The organism is Actinomadura sp. NBRC 104412, assembly GCF_030269515.1.
Taxonomy (GTDB): Bacteria; Actinomycetota; Actinomycetes; order Streptosporangiales; family Streptosporangiaceae; genus Spirillospora.
The window spans coordinates 54888-74746 of the sequence record NZ_BSTM01000021.1 but is presented as its reverse complement, the minus strand read 5'-3'; the positions used below and the strand labels follow the sequence as shown (position 1 = coordinate 74746).

The following is a 19859-nucleotide window of genomic DNA, read 5'->3' as shown; positions in this document are numbered from 1 at the left end:
GGTGTTACGGGAGGGTGAGGAACGCCTGGGGTTGGGTTGGTTTCCTACACCGCACAGAGTAAAGAGGATCCGTCATTTACGCGCCTCGTTCAACCGAACAGTGCCCCCAACGCCCGCCATTGAGCCCTATATCGGGCACCAGGGTCACCTCCGGCCTACACCGGACGTTCGTTCGAGCAGCCTGATGGTGCCCGCTTTGTAGTGCCATTCCCCCCGCCGAGCATAGGGGCCTGTGGAGTTCAGGGCCGCGCGCCGTACCCGTACCTCCTCGTCCGGTGAATTGACCAGCTCACGGTCGATCACCCACACCCGCCGGGTGCGGCGCAGGCGGTCGGCGATGTCCGCCGCGGCCGGCAACGGGGTGCCGATCAGGTTCCTCGCCTGGACGGGGGTCTCGCGCATAGTGACGTCCACGAGCCCTCGGTAGGCGTCCGGATAGGCTTCCGCGTCCCAGCGGGACACCTGGTCGAGATAGAGGATGCCATCGCCCGGCCGCGCATGCGCGGTCAGCACCTGGGCGATCGCCCGCAGATCGTCGGACTTGCTGTCCTGCTCGCGCAGCTCGACCTGTTCGGGCAGGGTCAGGACGGCGAGCGGCACGAGCGCCGCGACGAGGAACCGCGTTCCCTGCCCTGCCAGCCAGGCCAGCCCCGCGCCGGCCAGCAGCGCCACCGCGGGTACGGAGAAGAACAGGTAGCGGGGATGGAAGATCGGGTCGAGCACCGACGCCGCGAGCAGCACGACCACCGGCAGCACCGCCCACGGCACGGCGAGATCGCGCAGGGGCGCCGGTACGTCCGGAACCCGCGGCACCATGGCCCCGAGGCCCACGATGACCGCCATGATGAGGATGAGCTGGTGATCCCCTGCCAGGAAGGCCGCCGTGTTGCGGAGCATGTCGTCGTTCACCGGCGGCAGCCACGCCACCTGCTCCCTCTGACTGACGGCGAGGAACACGAACGGGGCCAAGGCCGCGCACGCCGCCACGGTTGAGCACAGCCACCTCAGTACCGCGCCACGCCGACCCGGAGACGACCACAGAAGGAACAGGGTCACGGCGTGTGCGGGTATCAGAAGCAACCCGAAGACATTGAACAGCCCGAGCAGGATCATCGACAGCGCGTATGCGATCGGCCATCGCAGGCTGCGTGCCTCGATGACCCGGGCGAAGGCGTAGGTGGCCGCCACCGCGGTGAGCCCCGCGAACGCGTAGGGACGGGCCTCCTGCGCGTACTGGGTCACCGTCACGCCGGTGGCGTAGAAGAGCCCGGCGAGCCAGCCGGTGAGCGGACCACCGCAACGCCGCCCCAGCATGGCGACCAGTGCCGCCGCCACCATGGTGGCCAACGCGGTGGGCAGCCGCATGGCGAACTCGCCGGTGCCCAGCGCCGCGATCACGAAATGCATGATCAGGTAGTAGAAGCCGTGGACGATGTCCTGCCCGTCCAGATAGCGCAGCAGGTCGGGCCAGGACCGTTCGGCGGCGCTGATGGTGGCGGCCTCGTCCACCCAGAACGAGGCTCCCGTGATGCCGAGCAGAGACACGGCCAGCGCGACGCAGGCGGACACGGCGGGCGCCCATGTTGCGGACGGCGCCCAACGACGCCGGTCCGCGGGCGCCGGTTGCCTGGGCTGTTCGGGCTGGCCGGGCTGTTCGGGCGTGGCCTCCGTCGCCGCTCGTGTGTCCGTCACGGTCCGCCCCGTCCCTGAGCACTGGTGGTGAGGTCGCCGAGAACACGGCTGTTGGGACGGGGACCGGCTTTCAACCCGCTCGCCAACCCGCGAACCAGGCACCGCCGAAGGGTCGCCCGGTCAGAGGAACGCAGGAAGGTCCGGCCCCAGCGCCGCACAGTGGAGAGCGCGTACAGGACTCGCTCGCCGGGGGCCAGCCCGCGGCTGCGCGTGAACAGCCAGACCTTGTTGCGCACCTCGTAGAAGAACCGGTCGCCCGGGTCGGCGTCCGTCGACCCGAACGTCCCCGTCTTGTGGACGACCTCGCTACGCGGGCACAGCAGCCCCAGCCCGCCGCGCAGCAGCCGCGTCGTGAACTCGAAGTCGTCGTTCCAGAGGAAGTAGTCGGCGACCGGCGGTCCGCACCGGCGCGCGGCGTCGGCGTCGACCAGCACGGAGACGAACGAGGCGGAGCGGATGGGCTCGCAGCCCGCCGACTCGGCCGCCTCGCGCTCCCACCTGCGTGCCCTCGGCTTGGTCCTGGGGGTGTTCATGGGGTGGGCGCGGCCGTCGGTCCAGACCACCCGGCTGGCCACCAGCGCCGGTGAGGGCGTCGCCCGCTCCCGCGCCTCCAGCAACGCCTCCAGGGCCGAGGAACGGGGCACGGTGTCGTCGTCCATCAACCACACGAGGTCGGCGTCCAGTTCGAGGGCGCGGGAGAGGGCCACGGCGAAGCCGCCGGCCCCGCCTGTGTTGCGCTCCAGCCGGACAAGCTCAACGGCGGGGAACGCCTCCCGGACCATGAGCGCCGTCCCGTCCGTCGAGGCGTTGTCCACCACGATGGTCGCGTCCGGCGGCCGGGACTGCTCGGCCAGGGCGGTCAGCGCCTCGGACAACAGGTCGCGGCGTTGGTGGGTGACCAGCGCCGCGACGACTCGCGGTCGCGGCGGCCCCGTCACCGCGTTCCCCGGCCGGCCTCGGCGCGCTCGGTTGCCTTGGCGCGCTCGGCGGCCTCGGCGCGGTGGACGGCCTCGGCGACGTACGCGGCCTCGTCGTGCTCGGCGTCCACGGCCTGGCCGGGCTCGCGCGACGGTCTCCCCTCGCGCAGCCGGGCCGCCAGCCGGAGTACGGGACGGAGCGGCGGCACCCAGCGGGCGACGCGGTGCAGCACCTGCCGCCACAGAGGACGCTCGTAGGCGGCGGCCAACGCCTTGTGCGTCTGCTCCAGTTCCTCACGGAGCTCGCTGTTCATCGCGGTCCGCTCCGCCAGTTCGTCGAGCACAGAGGCGATCCCGTCGAACGACGCCTCCAACATCGCGTCGGCCCCGACGTCACCAGGGTGGGGACACATCGTCCCCGGCTCGCCGGGGATCAGCTCGGCCAGGTCGCCCACGACCGCATAACGCCGTTCGGCGAGTTCCCGGACCAGTTCCCGCGACCATGCCGAGGCCCACGCGTACTCGGACGCCGGCAGCAGGATCGCCTGCTTGCCGGATCTGCCCGCCAGCCCGCGCTCGGCGAGATGGAACTTGACGAAGGACTCGTACGTGGGCCAGTCGATGTCGCGGCTCTTCAGGTGCTCGTTGAACCGCCGCAGCAACGCGGCCTCGACGGTGCCCAGACTCGGGTTGGCCCGCACGGACGTGCGGTCGCACAGGTCCGGGTCGACTCCGATGACGCTCGCGAAGCGCTCCCACAGCACGTCGGGCGGCGACCCCGGCGGCGGCACCGTCACGAGATGCACACATTCGGGCGGCAGATCCGCCGCCCAGCGGCGCAGGATGCCCCCTGCGCCCTGCATCCGCCAAAAGCCGGTGGCCTGCTCCACGTCGGCGCGGTCGCGCACCGCGTCGACGTATTCGGTCAGCCCCATGCTGTAGCGGTTCTTCAGATCCTCCTGCCAGGCGGCCGGGATCTGCCGCGCGATGTCCCGCACGGTGAGGATCAGATGAACCTCGGCGAAGTCCAGATCGGCCAGCGCCGCACGAGCCCTTTCCTTGGGGGCGGCGCAGAAGACCTCATGGGATATCACGACCGTGCCGGTCCAATCTCTGGCCTCCTCGACCAGGGATTCCCATGCGTCCTCGGACTCGGGGTCGTGATGACCGCGAAAGTCGATGCGCTGCTGCCCGATCGCGGCAAGAAAGTGCGCCCTGCGGGTCTCACCCGGATACAGCAGACCCGCCGATCGCAATACATCACGATTCAGCCACATCGTGTTCTGCAGGTACGTAGTGCCGCTCTTAGGCGTCCCTATATGCAGGTACACCACGGGCCTGCCCTTGCGCCCGCCAGCCCGCCGCCTGCTCCGCACCACGACAGCTCCAAAGGGACACGGACACACCAGCGACATGTATGACACCGAAGGCTTCGAGCGCGGGGAGCGTAGCCGCCATATCGCGGGTGCGTGCACACCAACTGCTCGGTATCTTAGCGGCGCCCCCGCTACCACTACCGAGCTCCCGTCGCGTTGCCTGGACGGCCCCGGAAGGAACGCATGAATGTTGATCTTGTAGTGGTCGGGTCCGGCTTCTTCGGGCTGACGGTCGCCGAACGCTGCGCCGCCGGCCTGGGGCTGCGCGTTCTGGTCCTGGAACGGCGCGACCACATCGGAGGCAACGCCTACAGCGAGGATGAGCCGCAGACGGGCATCGAGGTGCACCGTTACGGCGCGCACCTCTTCCACACCTCCAACGAGCGGGTCTGGCGGTACGCGAACCGCTTCACCAAGTTCACCGACTACCGGCATCGCGTGTACACGACCTTCAAGAACCGGGTCTACCCGCTGCCGATCAACCTGGGGACGATCTGCGAGTTCTTCGGCCGGGTCTGCACACCCGACCAGGCGCGCGCCCTGATCGCCGAACAGTCGGCCGAGGTGACCGACCCCCGCAACCTGGAGGAGAAGGCGATCTCCCTCATCGGGCGGCCGCTGTACGAGGCGTTCGTCCGCGGCTACACGGCGAAGCAGTGGCAGACCGACCCCAGGGAGCTGCCCCCGGAGATCATCACCCGGCTGCCGGTGCGCTACACCTTCGACAACCGGTACTTCGACGACGTCCACGAGGGGCTTCCGGTCGACGGCTACACGGCCTGGCTGGAACGGATGGCCGATCACCCGAACATCGAGGTCCGGCTCGGCACCGACTTCTTCGACCTGCGCGCCGACCTGGCCGGGCGGGTTCCGGTCGTCTACACCGGCCCGCTGGACCGTTACTTCGACTTCGCCGAGGGCGCGCTCGGCTGGCGGACGCTCGACTTCGACCTGGAGGTCAAGCCGACCGGCGACTTCCAGGGGACGGCGGTCATGAACTACGCCGACGAGGACGTCCCGTACACCCGCATCCACGAGTTCCGGCACTTCCACCCCGAGCGGGAGCACTACCCGGACGACAGGACCGTCATCATGCGCGAGTACTCCCGCTTCGCCGGACGGAACGACGAACCGTACTATCCCATCAACACCCCCGAGGATCGGCGACGGCTGCTGAAATACCGGGAGCTGGCCCGCGGCGAGAACGGCGTCCTGTTCGGTGGCCGGCTCGGCACCTACCGGTACCTCGACATGCACATGGCCATCGCCAGCGCCCTGAGCCTGGTGGACAACCGGCTGCGCCCTCATTTCGCCGAGGGCGAGCGGCTCGTCAGCGGAGGAGTGGACTCATGACGGCGCTCACCACGGGCACCGCGTCGGATGGCGGTGCCGAGAAGGCCGTCCGGCCCGACGGCGCCGGGCCGGGCCCTGTGTCCAAGCCCCGCGTGCTGCACCGCGTCATCATGCCGGTCGACCGGGACCCCGACGTGCTCAAGCTCTACGTCGAGGGCAACGTCATCCACGGACGGCCCGCCGTCGTGGACGAGGCGGAGGCAGCCGCCACGAACGGCGGCACGAACGGTGGCACGGGCGGCGCCACGGGCGGTGGCACGGGCACGACCGCGCCGAGGCCCGCCGCCGAGGCGCCGGAGGACGTGGAGGACGGCCTCCGGCCATCGGCCGCCGACAGCGCGGAGATCACCGGCCGCCGCGGCATCCGGGTTCCGCCGGGAGCACGGGTGTCCTTCTGCACCTACTTCAACGCCTTCCCCGCCGGGCACTGGCGGCGGTGGAGCGTCCTGGACGAGGTCCGGTTGCGGCTCACCGTACGGGGTCAGGCCACCGTCATCGTCTACCGGTCGACGTCCAAGGGGCACGTCCAGCGGGTCGACTCCATCGACGTGGCCTCGGCCGGGCCGGTCGACCACGAGTTCCGGCTGAGCCTGATGCCGTTCATCGACGGCGGCTGGTACTGGTTCGACATCCTGGCCGGAGGGCGTGCCGCCAACCTGGAACAGGCCGAGTGGGTCGCCGACAGCGGCCGCCCGCAGGGACACGCCACGATCGGCATCACCTCCTTCAACCGGCCCGCGTTCTGCCACGAGCAGCTCGCCATGCTGGCCGGCGCGCCGGACGTGCTCGACGTCGTCGACGAGATCCTGGTCGTCGACCAGGGCACCGACAAGGTCGAGGACGCCGAGGGCTTCCCGGTGACGGCGGCGCTGCTCGGTCCCCGGCTGCGCGTCATCCACCAGGCCAACCTCGGCGGTTCGGGCGGCTTCTCCCGCGCCATGGCCGAGACGCTCGCCGGTGGGCGTTCCGACTACGTGCTGCTGCTGGACGACGACGTCATCGCCGAGCCGGAGAGCGTCCTGCGCGCGGTGGCGTTCGGCGACCACGCCCGCAAGCCCACCATCGTCGGCGGGCACATGTTCGACCTCTTCGACCGTCCGGTCCTGCACGCCTACGCCGAGAGGATCGCCCCCTACCGCTGGTGGATGGTGCCCGCGCCGGGCACCGAGTACTGGCACAACCTCGCCCAGTCGACGCTGCGGACGACCCCGTGGCTGCATCAGCGCGCCGACGCCGACTTCAACGGCTGGTGGATGTGCCTGATCCCGGTGGACGTGCTGCGCCGGATCGGGCTCTCGCTGCCGGTCTTCATCAAGTGGGACGACATCGAGTACGGCGTCCGGGCCAAGGCCGCCGGGATCCCCACCGTCCCGCTGCCGGGCGCGGCCGTCTGGCACGTTCCGTGGCGGGACAAGGACAACGACCTCGACTGGCAGTCCTACTTCCAGGAGCGCAACCGGATCATCAGCGCGCTGCTGCACTCCCCGTACGGTCACGCGGGCAACATGATCAAAGAGAGCTTCATCATGGTGACCAAGCACGCCATGGCGATGCAGTACTCCACCGCCGAGCTGATGCTGCGCGGGATCGAGGACGTGTTCCTCGGCCCGGAGAGCCTGCACGCGTCCATCGGCACCAAGGTCCGGGCGCTGCACCAGGTCAGGGCCGGGTTCACCGACGCCAGGCAGCGCTCCGACATCGAGGAGTTCCCGCAGGTCCGCCGGCGCAGGCCGCCTCGCAAGGGGATCGAGGGCACCGCTCCGCCCGCCGGCAGGACCGACACCGTCAGGAAGGCGCTGGTCGCCGGCCTCAAACAGCTCCGCCCCGTCGATGACTTCGCGCTGAAGCACCCGCAGACGATCGTGCCGCACGCCACCCAGCGCTGGTGGGTGCTGTCGCGGTTCGACAGCGCCCTGGTGTCGTCGGCCGACGGCACCAAGACCTCGTGGTACCGGCGCGACCCCAAGGCGTTCCGCGAGCTGATGCGGCGCAACAGCGCCCTGCACGCCCGGCTCTACATGGAATGGAACCGGCTGGCCCGCGACTACCGGCGGGCGCTTCCGGAGATCACCGCCCCCGAACGGTGGGCGAAGACCTTCGCGGAGGCCGAGGCGCCGACCGAACCGACCGAGACGACCACGAGGACGACCACGGAGACGGCCACGGACACGGCCACGGACACGGGGGCGGGCCCGGAATGACGGCGGGGACCGCACCGCCCGCCCCGCCCGGGCTGAGGGATCCAGGCCGGGGCGGAGGAGCGGTCGGCCTCGCCCGCCAGCGCTACCTGCTGCGCCTGCTGGTGCGCCGGGAGCTACGGGCCCGCTACCAGGGATCCCTGCTGGGCCTCGGCTGGTCGTACGTCAGGCCCGCGGTCGGTTTCACGGTGTACTTCCTCGCCGTCGGCGTCTTCCTGCGGATGAACGAGAGCATCGAGGACTTCGCCGTCTTCCTGTTCTCCGGCATGGTGCTGATCAACTTCTTCACCGACACGCTGCACGCCGCGACCCGCGCGGTCCGGGGCAACGCGCCACTGATCCGGAAGATCTATCTGCCGCGGGAGCTGTTCCCGGTCGCCTCGGCCCTGGTCTCGGCCGTCCATTTCGTCCCCGGCCTGGTGATCCTGTCGTGCGGAGCGGTGATCTCGGGCTGGCACCCGTCGCCCGCCGCCCTCGGCGCGGCGCTGCTCGGTTTCGCCATCGTCGCCGTCCTCGGCATGGCCCTCGGGCTGCTGTGCTCCGCCTACAACGTCTTCTACCGCGACTTCGAGCAGGTCGTGGACGTCCTGGGGATCGTCTTCACCTGGTCGGTCCCGATGATCTATCCCTGGACCCTGGTGCGCGACACCCTGCCCGGCTGGGCCCTGGAGCTCTACCTGGCCAACCCGCTGGCCATCGCCGTCTCGCTGTTCCAGCGGTGCTTCTGGTCGCCGGGAACGGCCGGCGACTTCGAGTTCCCACCCGGCATGGTCCGTGACGGGCTGATCGCCCTGGTCCTCGCGGGCGCGCTGCTCGCCGTGGCCGCCCGGGTCTTCGACCGCAAGCAGACGCGATTCGCCGAGGAACTGTGACAACCACCGAACCGCCATCCTCGCCGCACGCCGCGCACTCGATCGTGATCGAGGCGGCGACCAAGCGCTTCACGCTACGGCACGCCCGCTCCATCCGCGAGATCAGCATCCGCGCGCTGCGCCGCCGGCCGCTCTCGGACACCTTCAACGCCGTCGACGGGGTCGACCTGACCGTCGACACCGGCTCGACGGTCGCGCTGCTGGGGCTGAACGGCTCGGGGAAGAGCACCCTGCTGAAACTGATCTCCGGGGTGATGACGCCCGACAGCGGCCGGGTACGGGTGCGCGGCCGCGTCGCCGGGCTGATCGACGTGGGCGCCGGTCTCCATCCCGAGCTGACCGGACGCGAGAACGTCTACCTCAACGGGGCCATCCTGGGGATGGGCAAGGAGGAGATCGAGCGCAAGTTCGACGCGATCGTCGACTTCGCCGAAACCGAGGCGTTCCTCGACACGCCCGTGAAGTTCTACTCCGCGGGCATGTTCATGCGGCTGGGCTTCTCCATCGCCGTGCACACCGAGCCCGACGTCTTCCTCATCGACGAGGTGATGGCGGTCGGCGACCCGCTGTTCCGCCGCAAGTGCCGCCAGAAGCTGATGGAACTGCGGCACGGGGGCCTCACCATGGTCATCGTCGCGCACGACCTTCCGCTGCTGCGGGATCTGTGCCGGCGCGGCATCGTCCTCAGCGAGGGCCGCGTCGTCTTCGACGGGCCGATGGAGCAGGCCGCGGACCTGCTTCTGGAGCAACGCAGGAACCGTCGGCTCCGCACATCGGGGTCACCGCTCGCCGCTCAGCCGACCCAGCCCACCACCTCGACATAGGCGATCCGCGCGGAGCCCGCGAGCGGACGCAGGCGCACGGTGTTCCACCCGGTCCGAAGCCGGGTCCTCACCTCCGCCACGCCTTCCTTCCCTGTGTCCGCCGGGGAGGTCACCTCCGCCGCCCGAGTCCCGTTGACGGCGACCTCATGCCGTACGGCCCCGCCCGCGCGCCGGGCGTAGCCGATGCGGATCCGATGCTCACCGGCGGCCACCGCGAAGACATCGAACTCGACGGCCGCCCCGTACCGCCTCGCGCGCCCGGCCTCGTACCGGACGGGGCTGCCGTCCACCACCGGCCTGTCACCGGCCCAGGCCAGGCGCGCGACGTACATGGCCCGGGTCACCCGCTCACCGCCGTGGAACTCCACGATCCCGTGAAAAGCGATGTGGTCACCGCTCCCATCGCTGAAGACGTCCGCCCCGCCGGGGCCGATGAGGTTCCCGTCGTAGCCTTCGGTGCTCATGAGGGGAGCGGGACCCCGCGTGTACGGTCCCGTGATCCTGTCCGCCGTCGCGTATCCGGTTCGGTACGAGGAGTCGAAGAACACCCCGGCCGAGTAGAAGAGGACATAGCGGGCTCCCCGCTTGACCAGGGCGGGCGCTTCGACCAGCGTCGGGTCGACGCGGGGGTCGCGGACGAGGATGCGGCGCGGTGCCCCCGCCGTGCGCAACCCGTCGGCGGACAGAAGTTGCAGGTAGATGGCCGCCGGGTGCCCGCTGCCATGACCGTCGCTCTTGTAGAGCAGGTAGCGGTTCCCGTCGGAGTCGGTGAACGCATCCGCGTCGATCGCGTCCGCCCGCGCGGCCGGGCAGACCAGAGGGTCATCGCCGACCGGGCGGAACGGCCCGAGCGGGGCGGCCGAGGTCGCGACACCGATGCACTGCCGCCCGGAGTCCCTGTGCTGGGCCGTGTAGTACAGCAGGAGGATCCCACCCGGCCCGGGCGTGACCTCGGGCGCCCAGGTCCGGCCGTCCGCCGCCCAGGGTCCCAGGGACGGCAGGCCGTCGGAGTCCACGCGCCGCCACGGTCCGCCGGGGCTCCGCGCCGCGGCCATGGGCAGCCGCACTCCGCGATCGTTGGTCGCGTAGGCGTAGTAGCCGTCGCCGTGCCGGATGACGACGGGATCGGGGAAGTTGGAGGTGATGACCGGCTCGCGCGGCGAGCGCGGCACCGGCACGACGGGAGCGGAGGCGGGAGGAGAAGCCGTGGCGGCGGCCGGGGCGGCCCCCTCGTCCTCGTTCGGGACGCCTGTGCCTCCCGGCGTTCCGAAGCCGCACAGCACGCCGAGGACCGCGAGGGCGAGCAGGGCGGAAACGGGCGCTGTGGCGCCGACCCTCACCCGTGAGGCCGGCACGGAACGGTGCCCGCGGCGCGGTGCCCGGCCGGGCACCCGCCGGCCGCCGCGGCCGAACGCCCGGCGCGATCGGCGTTGTTGTAGCCTCCTCCGGGACCCCAAGGAATGCCCACGAGGTAACGCATGGGGAGAAAATACCCTGATCATCAGCCAAGGCCCAGGAGCGCCCGGAGCTGAGAGAGGAATCGATGGCCTGCTCCCGTGCGCGCCCGCGCGTGGCGGCGCTGCTGTCCATCGTGGCGCTGCTCGCCGCCTGCTCATGGGGGCCGGAGGCCCCCGTGACGGCGCCCGAGCCCACGAGGGCGGCCCATCCCAACATCGTCTTCGTGCTCACCGACGACCTGGCGCCGAACCTGATCCAGTTCATGCCGCGCCTCCAGCGACTGCGCGGAAGGGGCGTGGACTTCTCCAAGTTCTTCGTCACCGACTCGGCCTGCTGCCCGTCCCGCGCGACGATCCTCACCGGCAAACTTCCGCACAACACCGGGGTCCTCAGAAACGTCCCGCCGTCGGGCGGCTACCAGGCGTTCAAGGGACGCGGCAACGAGTCGGCGACGTACGCGGTGAGCCTGGAGAGGGCGGGATACCGCACCGCCATGATCGGCAAGTACCTGAACGGCTACCCGCCCGAGAGCGGCGGCGTCCCGCCCGGATGGTCCGAGTGGTACGTGACCGACCTCGGCTATGACCAGTACGGCTACGTGCTCAACGAGAACGGCCGCGTCGTCCGCTATGGGAACACCCCGCAGGACTACCTCAACGACGTGATCGCCCGGAAGGGCGTCGACTTCATCAACCGATCGGCGCAGGCCGGACGGCCGTTCATGCTCCAGCTCAGCACCTTCACCCCGCATCCGCCGTTCGTCCCCGCGCCGCGGCACGCGCAGACCTTCGCCGGTCTCAAGGCGCCCCGCGGGCCCGGCTTCGACGAACAGGACGTCTCCGACAAACCCCGGTGGCTGCGTCGCGTCCCGCCGCTTTCCCAGCACGACAAGAACCTCATCGACGGCCGCTTCCGTAACCGGGCGCAGTCCGTCCAGGCGGTGGACGAGATGATCGGGCAGATCCAGCAGGCGCTGGCGGCCAACAAGGTCGACCGCGACACCTACATCGTCTTCAGCTCCGACAACGCGCTGCACATGGGCGAGCACCGGCTGGTCGGGGGGAAGATGACCGCCTACGACACCGACATCAGGGTGCCGTTCATCGTCGCCGGACCCGGCGTGCCCGCCGGAAGGACGGTGGACCGGCTCGCGCAGAACACCGACGTGTACGCCACGTTCCTCGAACTGGCCCGGGTGCCGGTCCCGCCCCAGCACGACGGGCGTTCCCTCGCGCCGTTCATCCTGGGCAGGCAGGTGAAGTCCTGGCGCGGCGCGGTCCTCATCCAGCACGCGGGCCCGGTGACCGGCCCGGGCGACCCCGACCGGCCCGAACGGAGGGGGGAGAACCCGCCGAGCTACCGCGCCGTCCGCACCGGCGAGGAACTGTACGTGGAGTACGGCTACGGCGACCGCGAGTACTACGACATGCGGCTGGACCCGCACCAGCTCGACAACGCCGCCACCTCGCCGGCCGGGCCACGGCAGGTGGAGCTGAGCCGCCTGCTCCAGTCGCTGGAGCGATGCGCCGGCGACTCCTGCCGTGCGGCCGACGGCGTCTCCTGACCGTCCTGTGGGCGGCCCGCCGGCACGGCTCGGGAACAGCTCGGGAACGGTTCGAGAACGGCTCGGGTACGGCTCGATCTCCGGCAGCGTGGCCGATATGGGCGATTTGCGAGGATCGTTATCGCCAACGGCATCCGTGCCATCGGCGCCAGTATGATCCTGGAAAGCCCCGCCTCCTCGGTGCCGACGCATCCCATCGCTACGGAGATTGGCTTGACCCCTCCCAAGACTCCCGACGACGAGCCTGACAACGCCTGGCCGGCCGACCCCGCCAGCGCGCTGCCCCCGCCACACTGGCTCTCCGGGTCGCCGGATGCGGGCCTTCCACCGAACGACGGCGAGCTTCTGCCGCCGACCCCCTCCGAACCGGCCGACCCGAAGCAGGAGGAGAACACCCGGGCGATTCCGGCGCCCAGTGCGCCGCCGCCGCTCCCCCACGTCCAGCCGGCTCCAAGGGCCGATGAGACCATCGCGGAGCCGACGGACACCCCGGAGGCTCCCGAGGCGGCTTCCGACGCGGACGCCACCTTCGCGGACAAGACGGTGGCGGAACCCCTGCCCTCCCCGCGTCCGGCCCCGCCGCCACCGCCGTTCACCCCTGGACCGCCCGCCCCCACGCCGCTGCCGTGGGAGGACCCGGCCGCCGCTCTTCCGCCTTTCGACCCACAGGCGGTCTTCGGCTCGTCCGCACCGGGCGTCCAGGAGCCGCCCCCCACCCCACCGCCGCCCATGCCACCGGTGGGTGAGACGGCGCCGCCGGGACCCTCCATACCGCCCCGGCAGGCCATACCACCCCCGCAGATCCAGGAGCCGTGGCGGGTCCAGCAGCCGAAACGGACCCGCCGGTTCCGCCCCGCCCTGCTGATCGCGGCCGTCGCGGGAGCCGCCGCGGTCGCGCTCGTCGCCGCGGGCGGCGTGTACCTGCTCGGCCGGAACAGCGAGTCGACCACCGCGTCCGGAGGCGCCCGGCTGGCCGGGGCGATCTTCCCGGCGGCGCCCGGCGCGGCCACCGATGGGCGCGCCCAGGTGCTCAACGCCGTCGCGGCCGGCGGGACCACGGTCGTCGCGGTCGGCGGCGAGTCCGACCCGCTCGACATCCGCGGGCAGTTCCTGGTCTCGACCGACGGCGGGCGTACGTTCACCTCCGCCCGGGTCGAGAACGCCGAAGGCCAGGATCCCGGTCCCGCCGAGGTCCCGCGGCTGGTGGCCGCCTCCGCGGCCGGCTGGATCGCGATCGGCGACCGCCCGGGCGGCCCGGCCATCTGGAGCAGCGCCGACGGCAGGACCTGGCGGCGTGAGGCGGACGAGCTCGGCGCCCCCTTCGCCGACCGGGCCCGGGTCAGCCGGCTGATCGGGACCGGCAACGGCTTCGTCGCGGTCGGCGCGACCTCGGAGAAGGGCGACTTCAGCGACGCCAAGGCCGCGCTGTGGGTCTCCCCCGACGGCAAACGCTGGGAGCTGCGCCACGGCGACGGCCTCGGGCTGAAGGTGAACAAGGGCACCCTCACCATGGTCGACGTGGCGTCCAGCGGTCCCATGCTGATCGCCATGGGCCTCCACCAGGACGGCCGCAAGCAGGTGAGGCTCGCCTGGGTCAGCAAGGACGGCGGCACCACCTGGCAGAGCGCCAGGATTCCGGCGCCCAAGGGGACGGTGGGCCTGTCCATCGGCGCGGGTGAGCGCGGGCTCGTCGCCGTCCGCGACGTCCGGAGCGGCTCGACGGTCCGCGGGCAGGTCTTCATCTCGGCGGACGGCGGTGCGTGGAGTCAGGCGGGCAGGATCGAGACCCCCGGATACCAAGGGCTGTTCCAGGTGACGGCGAGCGACCAGGGGTACACCGCCGTCGTGCGCGGAGCCGGGAACATCACGCTGGCACGCAGCGCCGACGGCCTCGCCTGGACCCCGGCGGGCACCGTCCCGCTCGGTCCCGGGCTGACGCTGACCGGCGCCGCGACCGCCGGCGGCCAGACGGTCCTGGTCGGCGGCGACGGCAGCGGCCCCGACCCCGACGCCATGCTGGCCGTCCGCGACGCCGGGGGAGCCGCGGTCCCCGTGGACCTCACCAAGATCGAGGGGGCGGTCGACCGCGACCACCGGGTGACCGGGCTGGGCGCCGGGGCCGGACGGCTGGTGGCCGTCGGCAGCGCCGCCGGGGACGCGACGGTCTGGAGCTCCGCGGACGGGAACACGTGGAGCAACGTCCACACGGCCAGGCGCCCCGGACTCCAGAGCCTCCTCGGCGTGACCTCCGGAGGCCGCGGCTGGGTCGCGGTCGGCATGGACCAGGGCGAGCGCACGCATCCGCTGGTCCTCACCTCGACCGACGGCACGCGCTGGGAGGACTCCGACGCCAACCCGGCGTTCACCGCCTCCTCGGGGCAGCAGCTCGTCACCCAGGACGCCGCCGCGGGGCAGGCCGGCTACGTCATCGTCGGCGCCGACGAGTCGGCCGCCGCCACCTGGTACTCGTCCGACCTGAAGAACTGGGAGCGCGGCGTCGGCGCGGACCGCAACGACCTGATCGCGCCGGACGGCGGCGCGCACTGGATGAAGGCCGTGACCGCCGGGCAGTCCGGATTCGTCGCGGCGGGAGGCGCCGACGACGTCGCGGTGCGCGAGGGACCACGGGACCGGCCCGCCGTCTGGACCTCGCCCAACGGCCGCACCTGGAGGCAGCACAAGCTCCCTCTCCCCTCCGGGGTCAGGAACGGATCGCTGTCGGACGTGCAGGCCATGGGCAACACCATCGTCGCCATCGGAACCGGCTTCGACGACAAGGGCCGTGTCCCTCTGGCCTATGTCTCGGCCGACGGCGGCGCGTCCTGGAAGGCCGCGGGCGTGCGGGCACCGGCCGGCGACTCCGACGTCGGGATGACCACGATCACGGCCGCGACCGGCAACGGCTTCGCCGCGACCGGAACGGCCGGACGTCCCGGGACCTCCGATGTGGTGTCGTGGTCCTCACCGGACGGGCAGACCTGGACGGCCCAGAAGGCGGAGGGCACCGGCCTGTCGGGCGGCGGCGACCAGCAGATCACCGGCCTGGCGTTCCACCAGGGCGCGTTGGTGGCCGTCGGCAGGCTCTCCGACCAGCGAGGGCAGGAACCGGTCCTCTGGCGACGCCCGGCGAAATGACCTGCGGCACCCCGGCGCCCTCGTCAGCGGCGCCGGGACGGCCGGTCAGCTCGGGCGTGCCGACGGTTGCGAGGTGGGATCGGGACCGGCGACGGTTTGCGCCGAGGTCGACGGCGCCGCGGTGTCCGTGCCGCGGGAGCGGTTGCGGCGGGCGCCGTAGGGGGCCACCACCCAGCGGTAGACCGGGCGGCGGATCATGGTGGGGACGAGGCGGTAGCCGCCGCGGACCACGACGTTGCGCAGGTACTGGGGCTGGGAGATGAACCCCTCGCGAAGCATCTCGCGTTGCAGCCGCAGCTCCGAGCGGAGCAGGTCGCGGCCGCCACGGCGCTCGTAGGCGCCGTCGCCGACCCGGTAGTAGACCAGCGGCTCCGCGACGTTCACCACCCGCGCGCCATTGGCGATCATGCGGGCGAACAGCCAGTAGTCCTCCATCAGCGGCAGATCGCCGTAGCCGCCGGCCGCCATCACCGCGCTGCGGCGGTAGACGACGGTCGGATGGTTGAACGGGTCGTGCAGGCGGGAGTAGCGGGCGATGTCCTCCGGGTCGCTGGGCGGGACGCGCCGGCCCACGATGTCGGTGATGTCCGTGCCGAACTCCAGCAGGCCCGCGCCCACCAGGTCGGCGCCCGCGCCGACCAGCGGCACCTGCACCTCGAAGCGGTGCGGCATCGCGATGTCGTCGGCGTCCATGCGGGCCACGATGTCGTGCCGGCTGGCCTGAAGACCCGCGTCGAGCGCGGGGCCGAGACCGCGGTTGCGCTCAAGGCGGACGAAGGTGACCTCGACCGGGCTGCCGTCGACCAGTTCGGCCAGACCGCGCTCCAGCTCTTCGGGGACGGGACCGTCCTGGACCAGGATCACCTGGTCCGGGCGCAACGACTGCTCGTGGACCGCGCTCGCGTACGCCGCCCGAAGATGATCCTCACGGTCACCGCCGTACACGGTCATGAGTAGGGCGAACGGTTCGTCGCGCATGCGTCCCACTCTCGTGGAGCCCGGGGCGGGGTATGGCTCCGAGGTCTCGGGCACCACCGGTTTGTGACGCCGTATCTGTGACGCGCGAGTGGCCCCGATGGTTGAGCGTCGCCGCGAACGGGCGGGGGCGTTCATCCGGCCGCGGCGGGGGGCGTGACGCGCACGACCTGATCTTCCCAGCTCGGCCGGTGTGAGGCCACCAAGAGCCACGTTCGTAACATTCCAGCAGAGACGGGGCGGAAGCCGCCCACGGCGCGCGAGACATCCCCGCGGCTCCCCCTCCACTCCGCTTCGGGAGCCGGGCGGATCATCGTGGAGGGGCGACCCCCCGCACCCGAAAAAACAGACCGGCCCGGCTCCCTCCGCTGCGCTCCGGGAGCCGGCCGAATCATTGTGGGGGGACGACCCCCCACACCCCCCGGAAAGACCGACCGACCCAATCCCCTCCGCTCCGCTGGCGCTCCGCTTCGGGGACCGGGCGAATCATCGTGGGGGGACGACCCCCCACACCCCCCGGAAAGACCGACCGACCCGGCTCCCTCCGCTGCGCTCCGGGAGCCGGGTCGGTCCCCGAACGGGACTAGACTCGGATGAGGATGAGCACCGTAGACGTACTGACCGACCAGGCGATGGTCGTGCTGCAGGACCGCCCGGTCATCGCGCTGACCGGATGGATCTCCGAGGCGCTGGCCGACTGCGCCTCGTCCGGCCGGACCCTGCAACTGGTCAGCCCGCTGGACGCGCGGCTGTCCTTGCCGCTGCGCGCCGCCGCGGCGGGTCCCGGCCTGCAGTGGGTCGTACGCGACGGTGACGGTGGCTTCTACGAGGGCCTGACCGGGCGTCCTCTCTACTGGAACGGCGCCACGTTCGTGCCCGTCCCCGAGGCCCGCGACTACGCGCCCGGCTTCACCAGCCGCCCCACCGCCCCGGTCGGCTCCCAGCTCAGCCTCACCTACCAGATGCGGCACGGCGCCAACGGCGACCTCGGCGGCCCCATCGAACGGCTGCTCAAGCTCCTCACCGGCAAGGCGCCCGCGGGCTGGGGGCCCTCCGAGCCGCTGGCGCACCAGTGGCAGTCCGAGCTGCTCACCGAGTACGCCCGCGCCCGCGACGGCGCCCGGCTGCTGGTGATCGGCGACGGGCCACGTCCCGCCCAGGCCATCTGCGAGTTCTCCGAGACGGGCGGCGGCGCTGTCTTCGAGGTCGGCACCGCCACGGTCGGCTACGCCCCGCAGGATCCACCGCCCTTTCAGCATCTGCCCTCGCTGGTCGGGGCGCTGGCCACCGAGCAGCCGATCCTGTCGCTGTTCGCCCAGCTGATCCCCGGCCGCAGCGACCTCACCACCGAGCCCCGCTGGACCGGTGCCCCCGGCCCGCTGGCGATGGCCGTCAGCGGCACCGTCAGCGGCCCGGCCGGGCTGCCCGGACAGCAGGTCGGGCCCCCGCAGACACCGCTCACCTTCTTCCCTCTCGGTGACGGGCGCTCCCCCGATGGCTGGCAGCGACACCGGATGCTGCTCGAACACCTCAGGTCGGCCGCTCCCTCCCCCGTGTGAGCGGCCTCCCGTTCGGTGGTCCGGTCGCTCAGCCCTGCCGGGGCCTTGCGGCGTAGAGGCCGGTCAGGATCGCCTGGAACCTGCGGATCAGCGTGTCGCCGTACGTCTGCGCCGGGCCACCGCGCGGCCCCGGCTCGCGTGCCCTGGGAATGAACGACTGCCGGATCAGCACGTGATGCCCCGCGTGCGACGCCGACCACCAATGCGCGGGCTCGTTCCGGTACGGGACGTGAAGCCGCGGCGCGACATCGCCGCTGATGGCCTGGGAGATGCGCGCGGCGTCCCCGGGAGTCGCGAACCGCATGGCGGTCATCTGCACGTACACCCTGCCGTCGGGACTGCGGTAGAGGGCGCCCAGCAGCGCACCGCTACACGGCGTCCTGCGGACGAGCGCCGCGAGCTTCGGCTTCGCGTCCCGGACGCAGCTTCTCGTCCAGTACCGGGACGCGCGGTACGCGCCGCGGCTGGTCAGCACGGTCGGTGTGAAGAAGCCCTTCCCGACGTCCGGCTGCCACGGCCCCGCCCCAGGCGGCGGTGCGGAGGGACGGCCGGGCGCCTGCCGTGTCGGTACGGGACGGGTGGACGCCGGCGGTCTCGGGGATTCGGCGCCCGTCCTGTCACCGTCCGAACCGCCGCCCAACGTCACCCTGGCAGCGGCGGCGACCACGCCGATCAGGCACACCACCACCAGCCCCGCACCGATCGGGGCCATCCTCATCCGTGGGCGTCCATGACGCCTCCGTGAGCGCGGAATCACTGAGCGGCACATTACCGGCCGATACCGGCGCTCACCCCGATAACTCCCGCACCCGCCGGGAACGCGAACGCTTCCACCGGGAACCCCAGGCCCGAACGAAGCATCCAAAACTGCATGGCATGCTGACGACCCACGTCGATCGCGGGCAAGCAGATACGACCCCGACTTGGTCCACTGTGACCACGGTATCCACGGAAATCACCATGGACCGGGCGCCTGGGTGCCATAACCTGACCTGATCTCCTCAGCGACCCCTCGACGCGCGACCTCCCTTGGAGCACCCGATGAACCCACCTCAGTGGCCCGGCCAGCCCCCGATCGGCCAGCCGCCGTACGGTGCCCCTGCCCCTCCGCCTCCGATGCACGCGGGCCCGCCCCCCATGCCCGGTGGCCCGCCCGGCCCCTTCCCGCCCCCGCCACCCCGGCGCGGAGGCGGCGGCGCGCTCGTCCCGGTGCTGGTCATCGGGGCCGTGCTGGTGCTCGCCCTGGTCGGCGTCGGCGCCTTCGTGGTGCTCAGGGGCGGCGATGACGACCCCTCGTACCGCTCCGCCCTGCCCACCCCCACCTGGACCCCGCCTTCTGCGCCGTCCACGACGCCCACCGACGACACGACCGTCGGCTCCGGCGGCTCTCCCGCGGGTGTGCTGAAGTCGACCATCACGACGGCGCGCGGCAACACGTTCACCCGGGTGGGCACCCGCACCGACTCCTGCATCGCGCGGGCCAACAGCGTCCTGCTGACGCGGCTGCGCACCTACCCGTGCACCGACCAGCTCTACTCCGCGGTGTACGCCAGCCCGACGCGCAACATCGTCACCGTCATCTCCGTGATGAAGCTGTCCAGCTCGTCCGCGGCGAACAGCGTCCTCAGCGCCACCTACTCCAAGGGCTGGCCCAAGCTGCTCAAGCCGGCCACCAGCAGCGGGATGCCGCAGCTGAACCAGGAGCCCGCGTACTGGACCCGTACCTGGACGCTGGACAACCAGGTGATCTACGCGCAGTCGTACTGGGCCAGGGGCGGCTCGGTCGGCGACCGCACCGGCTCCGTCTACCAGACCGCCGGAGAGCTCGGCGTCGAGGTCACCAACACGCTGCGCTTCACCACCTGAACCCGGCCGACCCTCAAGCTCACGACCCCATGCCTCCGTTGCGGCCGGTCGGCCGCGGCGGAGGCTTTCG

14 protein-coding genes are annotated in these 19859 nt (G+C 71.6%); 8 read left to right on the top strand and 6 right to left on the bottom strand.

Going from position 1 to position 19859, the window contains the following annotated elements:
• Nucleotides 1–144: 144 nt before the first annotated feature.
• From QSK21_RS24255 to QSK21_RS24245, 3 genes are all read right to left on the bottom strand, one after another.
• Complete coding sequence (locus QSK21_RS24255) at nucleotides 145–1569, bottom strand: glycosyltransferase family 39 protein (protein WP_285699172.1); 1425 nt, start codon at nucleotides 1567–1569, stop codon at nucleotides 145–147.
• A 119-nt stretch (nucleotides 1570–1688) separates the two neighbouring features.
• A complete protein-coding gene (locus tag QSK21_RS24250) occupies nucleotides 1689–2630 on the bottom strand; it encodes a glycosyltransferase (RefSeq protein ID WP_285699171.1) in 942 nt (313 codons plus the stop codon).
• Nucleotides 2627–3865, bottom strand: coding sequence for a hypothetical protein (locus QSK21_RS24245; RefSeq protein ID WP_285699170.1), 1239 nt, complete (start codon nucleotides 3863–3865; stop codon nucleotides 2627–2629). The genes QSK21_RS24250 and QSK21_RS24245 overlap by 4 nt, the downstream gene beginning before the upstream one ends.
• Before the next feature lie 303 nt (nucleotides 3866–4168).
• Here QSK21_RS24245 and glf point away from each other — a divergent pair, with 303 nt between their 5' ends.
• Genes glf through QSK21_RS24225 form a run of 4 tightly spaced genes read left to right on the top strand, consistent with a single transcriptional unit; the run spans nucleotide 4169 to nucleotide 9232 of the window.
• The gene (gene glf, locus QSK21_RS24240; protein WP_285699169.1) at nucleotides 4169–5338 is read left to right on the top strand and encodes a UDP-galactopyranose mutase; all 1170 of its coding nucleotides are present in this window, start codon (nucleotides 4169–4171) and stop codon (nucleotides 5336–5338) included.
• Nucleotides 5335–7539, top strand: a complete 2205-nt coding sequence (locus tag QSK21_RS24235) for a glycosyltransferase (RefSeq protein ID WP_285699168.1) — start codon at nucleotides 5335–5337, stop codon at nucleotides 7537–7539. Before glf ends, QSK21_RS24235 begins: the two co-directional genes overlap by 4 nt.
• Entirely contained in the window at nucleotides 7536–8408 is an 873-nt protein-coding gene (locus QSK21_RS24230; protein ID WP_285699167.1) for an ABC transporter permease, read from the top strand. Before QSK21_RS24235 ends, QSK21_RS24230 begins: the two co-directional genes overlap by 4 nt.
• Nucleotides 8405–9232, top strand: a complete 828-nt coding sequence (locus tag QSK21_RS24225; protein WP_285699166.1) for an ABC transporter ATP-binding protein — start codon at nucleotides 8405–8407, stop codon at nucleotides 9230–9232. Before QSK21_RS24230 ends, QSK21_RS24225 begins: the two co-directional genes overlap by 4 nt.
• On the opposite strand, the gene QSK21_RS24220 is transcribed toward QSK21_RS24225, so the two are convergent.
• Nucleotides 9202–10587: a family 43 glycosylhydrolase gene (locus tag QSK21_RS24220; protein ID WP_285699165.1), complete on the bottom strand. Its 1386-nt coding sequence runs from the start codon at nucleotides 10585–10587 to the stop codon at nucleotides 9202–9204. The genes QSK21_RS24225 and QSK21_RS24220 overlap by 31 nt on opposite strands.
• A gap of 188 nt (nucleotides 10588–10775) precedes the next feature.
• Here QSK21_RS24220 and QSK21_RS24215 point away from each other — a divergent pair, with 188 nt between their 5' ends.
• Nucleotides 10776–12254 (top strand): sulfatase family protein, encoded by a 1479-nt coding sequence (locus tag QSK21_RS24215; protein WP_285699164.1) that lies wholly within the window; start codon nucleotides 10776–10778, stop codon nucleotides 12252–12254.
• Nucleotides 12255–12467: 213 nt separating this feature from the next.
• Entirely contained in the window at nucleotides 12468–15389 is a 2922-nt protein-coding gene (locus tag QSK21_RS24210; protein ID WP_285699162.1) for a sialidase family protein, read from the top strand.
• Between the two features lie 45 nt (nucleotides 15390–15434).
• On the opposite strand, the gene QSK21_RS24205 is transcribed toward QSK21_RS24210, so the two are convergent.
• On the bottom strand, nucleotides 15435–16367 hold the full coding sequence (locus QSK21_RS24205) for a glycosyltransferase (RefSeq protein WP_285699161.1): 933 nt from the start codon (nucleotides 16365–16367) through the stop codon (nucleotides 15435–15437).
• Between the two features lie 596 nt (nucleotides 16368–16963).
• Between QSK21_RS24205 and QSK21_RS24200 the strand changes: the two genes are divergently transcribed.
• Complete coding sequence (locus tag QSK21_RS24200) at nucleotides 16964–17923, top strand: DUF6177 family protein (protein ID WP_285699159.1); 960 nt, start codon at nucleotides 16964–16966, stop codon at nucleotides 17921–17923.
• Nucleotides 17924–17951: 28 nt separating this feature from the next.
• Here QSK21_RS24200 and QSK21_RS24195 read toward each other — a convergent pair whose 3' ends face one another.
• Nucleotides 17952–18641, bottom strand: coding sequence for a hypothetical protein (locus QSK21_RS24195; protein WP_285699157.1), 690 nt, complete (start codon nucleotides 18639–18641; stop codon nucleotides 17952–17954).
• Nucleotides 18642–18964: 323 nt separating this feature from the next.
• Between QSK21_RS24195 and QSK21_RS24190 the strand changes: the two genes are divergently transcribed.
• Nucleotides 18965–19789: a hypothetical protein gene (locus QSK21_RS24190; RefSeq protein WP_285699114.1), complete on the top strand. Its 825-nt coding sequence runs from the start codon at nucleotides 18965–18967 to the stop codon at nucleotides 19787–19789.
• Nucleotides 19790–19859 lie beyond the last annotated feature (70 nt).

What these genes read in the sequence shown, in the direction of transcription:
- QSK21_RS24230 (WP_285699167.1), top strand. Translation starts at nt 7,536, where the DNA reads ATGACGGCGGGGACCGCACCGCCCGCCCCGCCCGGGCTGAGGGATCCA.
- QSK21_RS24200 (WP_285699159.1), top strand. Translation starts at nt 16,964, where the DNA reads ATGAGCACCGTAGACGTACTGACCGACCAGGCGATGGTCGTGCTGCAG.
- QSK21_RS24235 (WP_285699168.1), top strand. Translation starts at nt 5,335, where the DNA reads ATGACGGCGCTCACCACGGGCACCGCGTCGGATGGCGGTGCCGAGAAG.
- QSK21_RS24205 (WP_285699161.1), bottom strand. Translation starts at nt 16,367, where the DNA reads ATGCGCGACGAACCGTTCGCCCTACTCATGACCGTGTACGGCGGTGAC.
- QSK21_RS24215 (WP_285699164.1), top strand. Translation starts at nt 10,776, where the DNA reads ATGGCCTGCTCCCGTGCGCGCCCGCGCGTGGCGGCGCTGCTGTCCATC.
- QSK21_RS24190 (WP_285699114.1), top strand. Translation starts at nt 18,965, where the DNA reads ATGAACCCACCTCAGTGGCCCGGCCAGCCCCCGATCGGCCAGCCGCCG.
- glf (WP_285699169.1), top strand. Translation starts at nt 4,169, where the DNA reads ATGAATGTTGATCTTGTAGTGGTCGGGTCCGGCTTCTTCGGGCTGACG.
- QSK21_RS24195 (WP_285699157.1), bottom strand. Translation starts at nt 18,641, where the DNA reads ATGAGGATGGCCCCGATCGGTGCGGGGCTGGTGGTGGTGTGCCTGATC.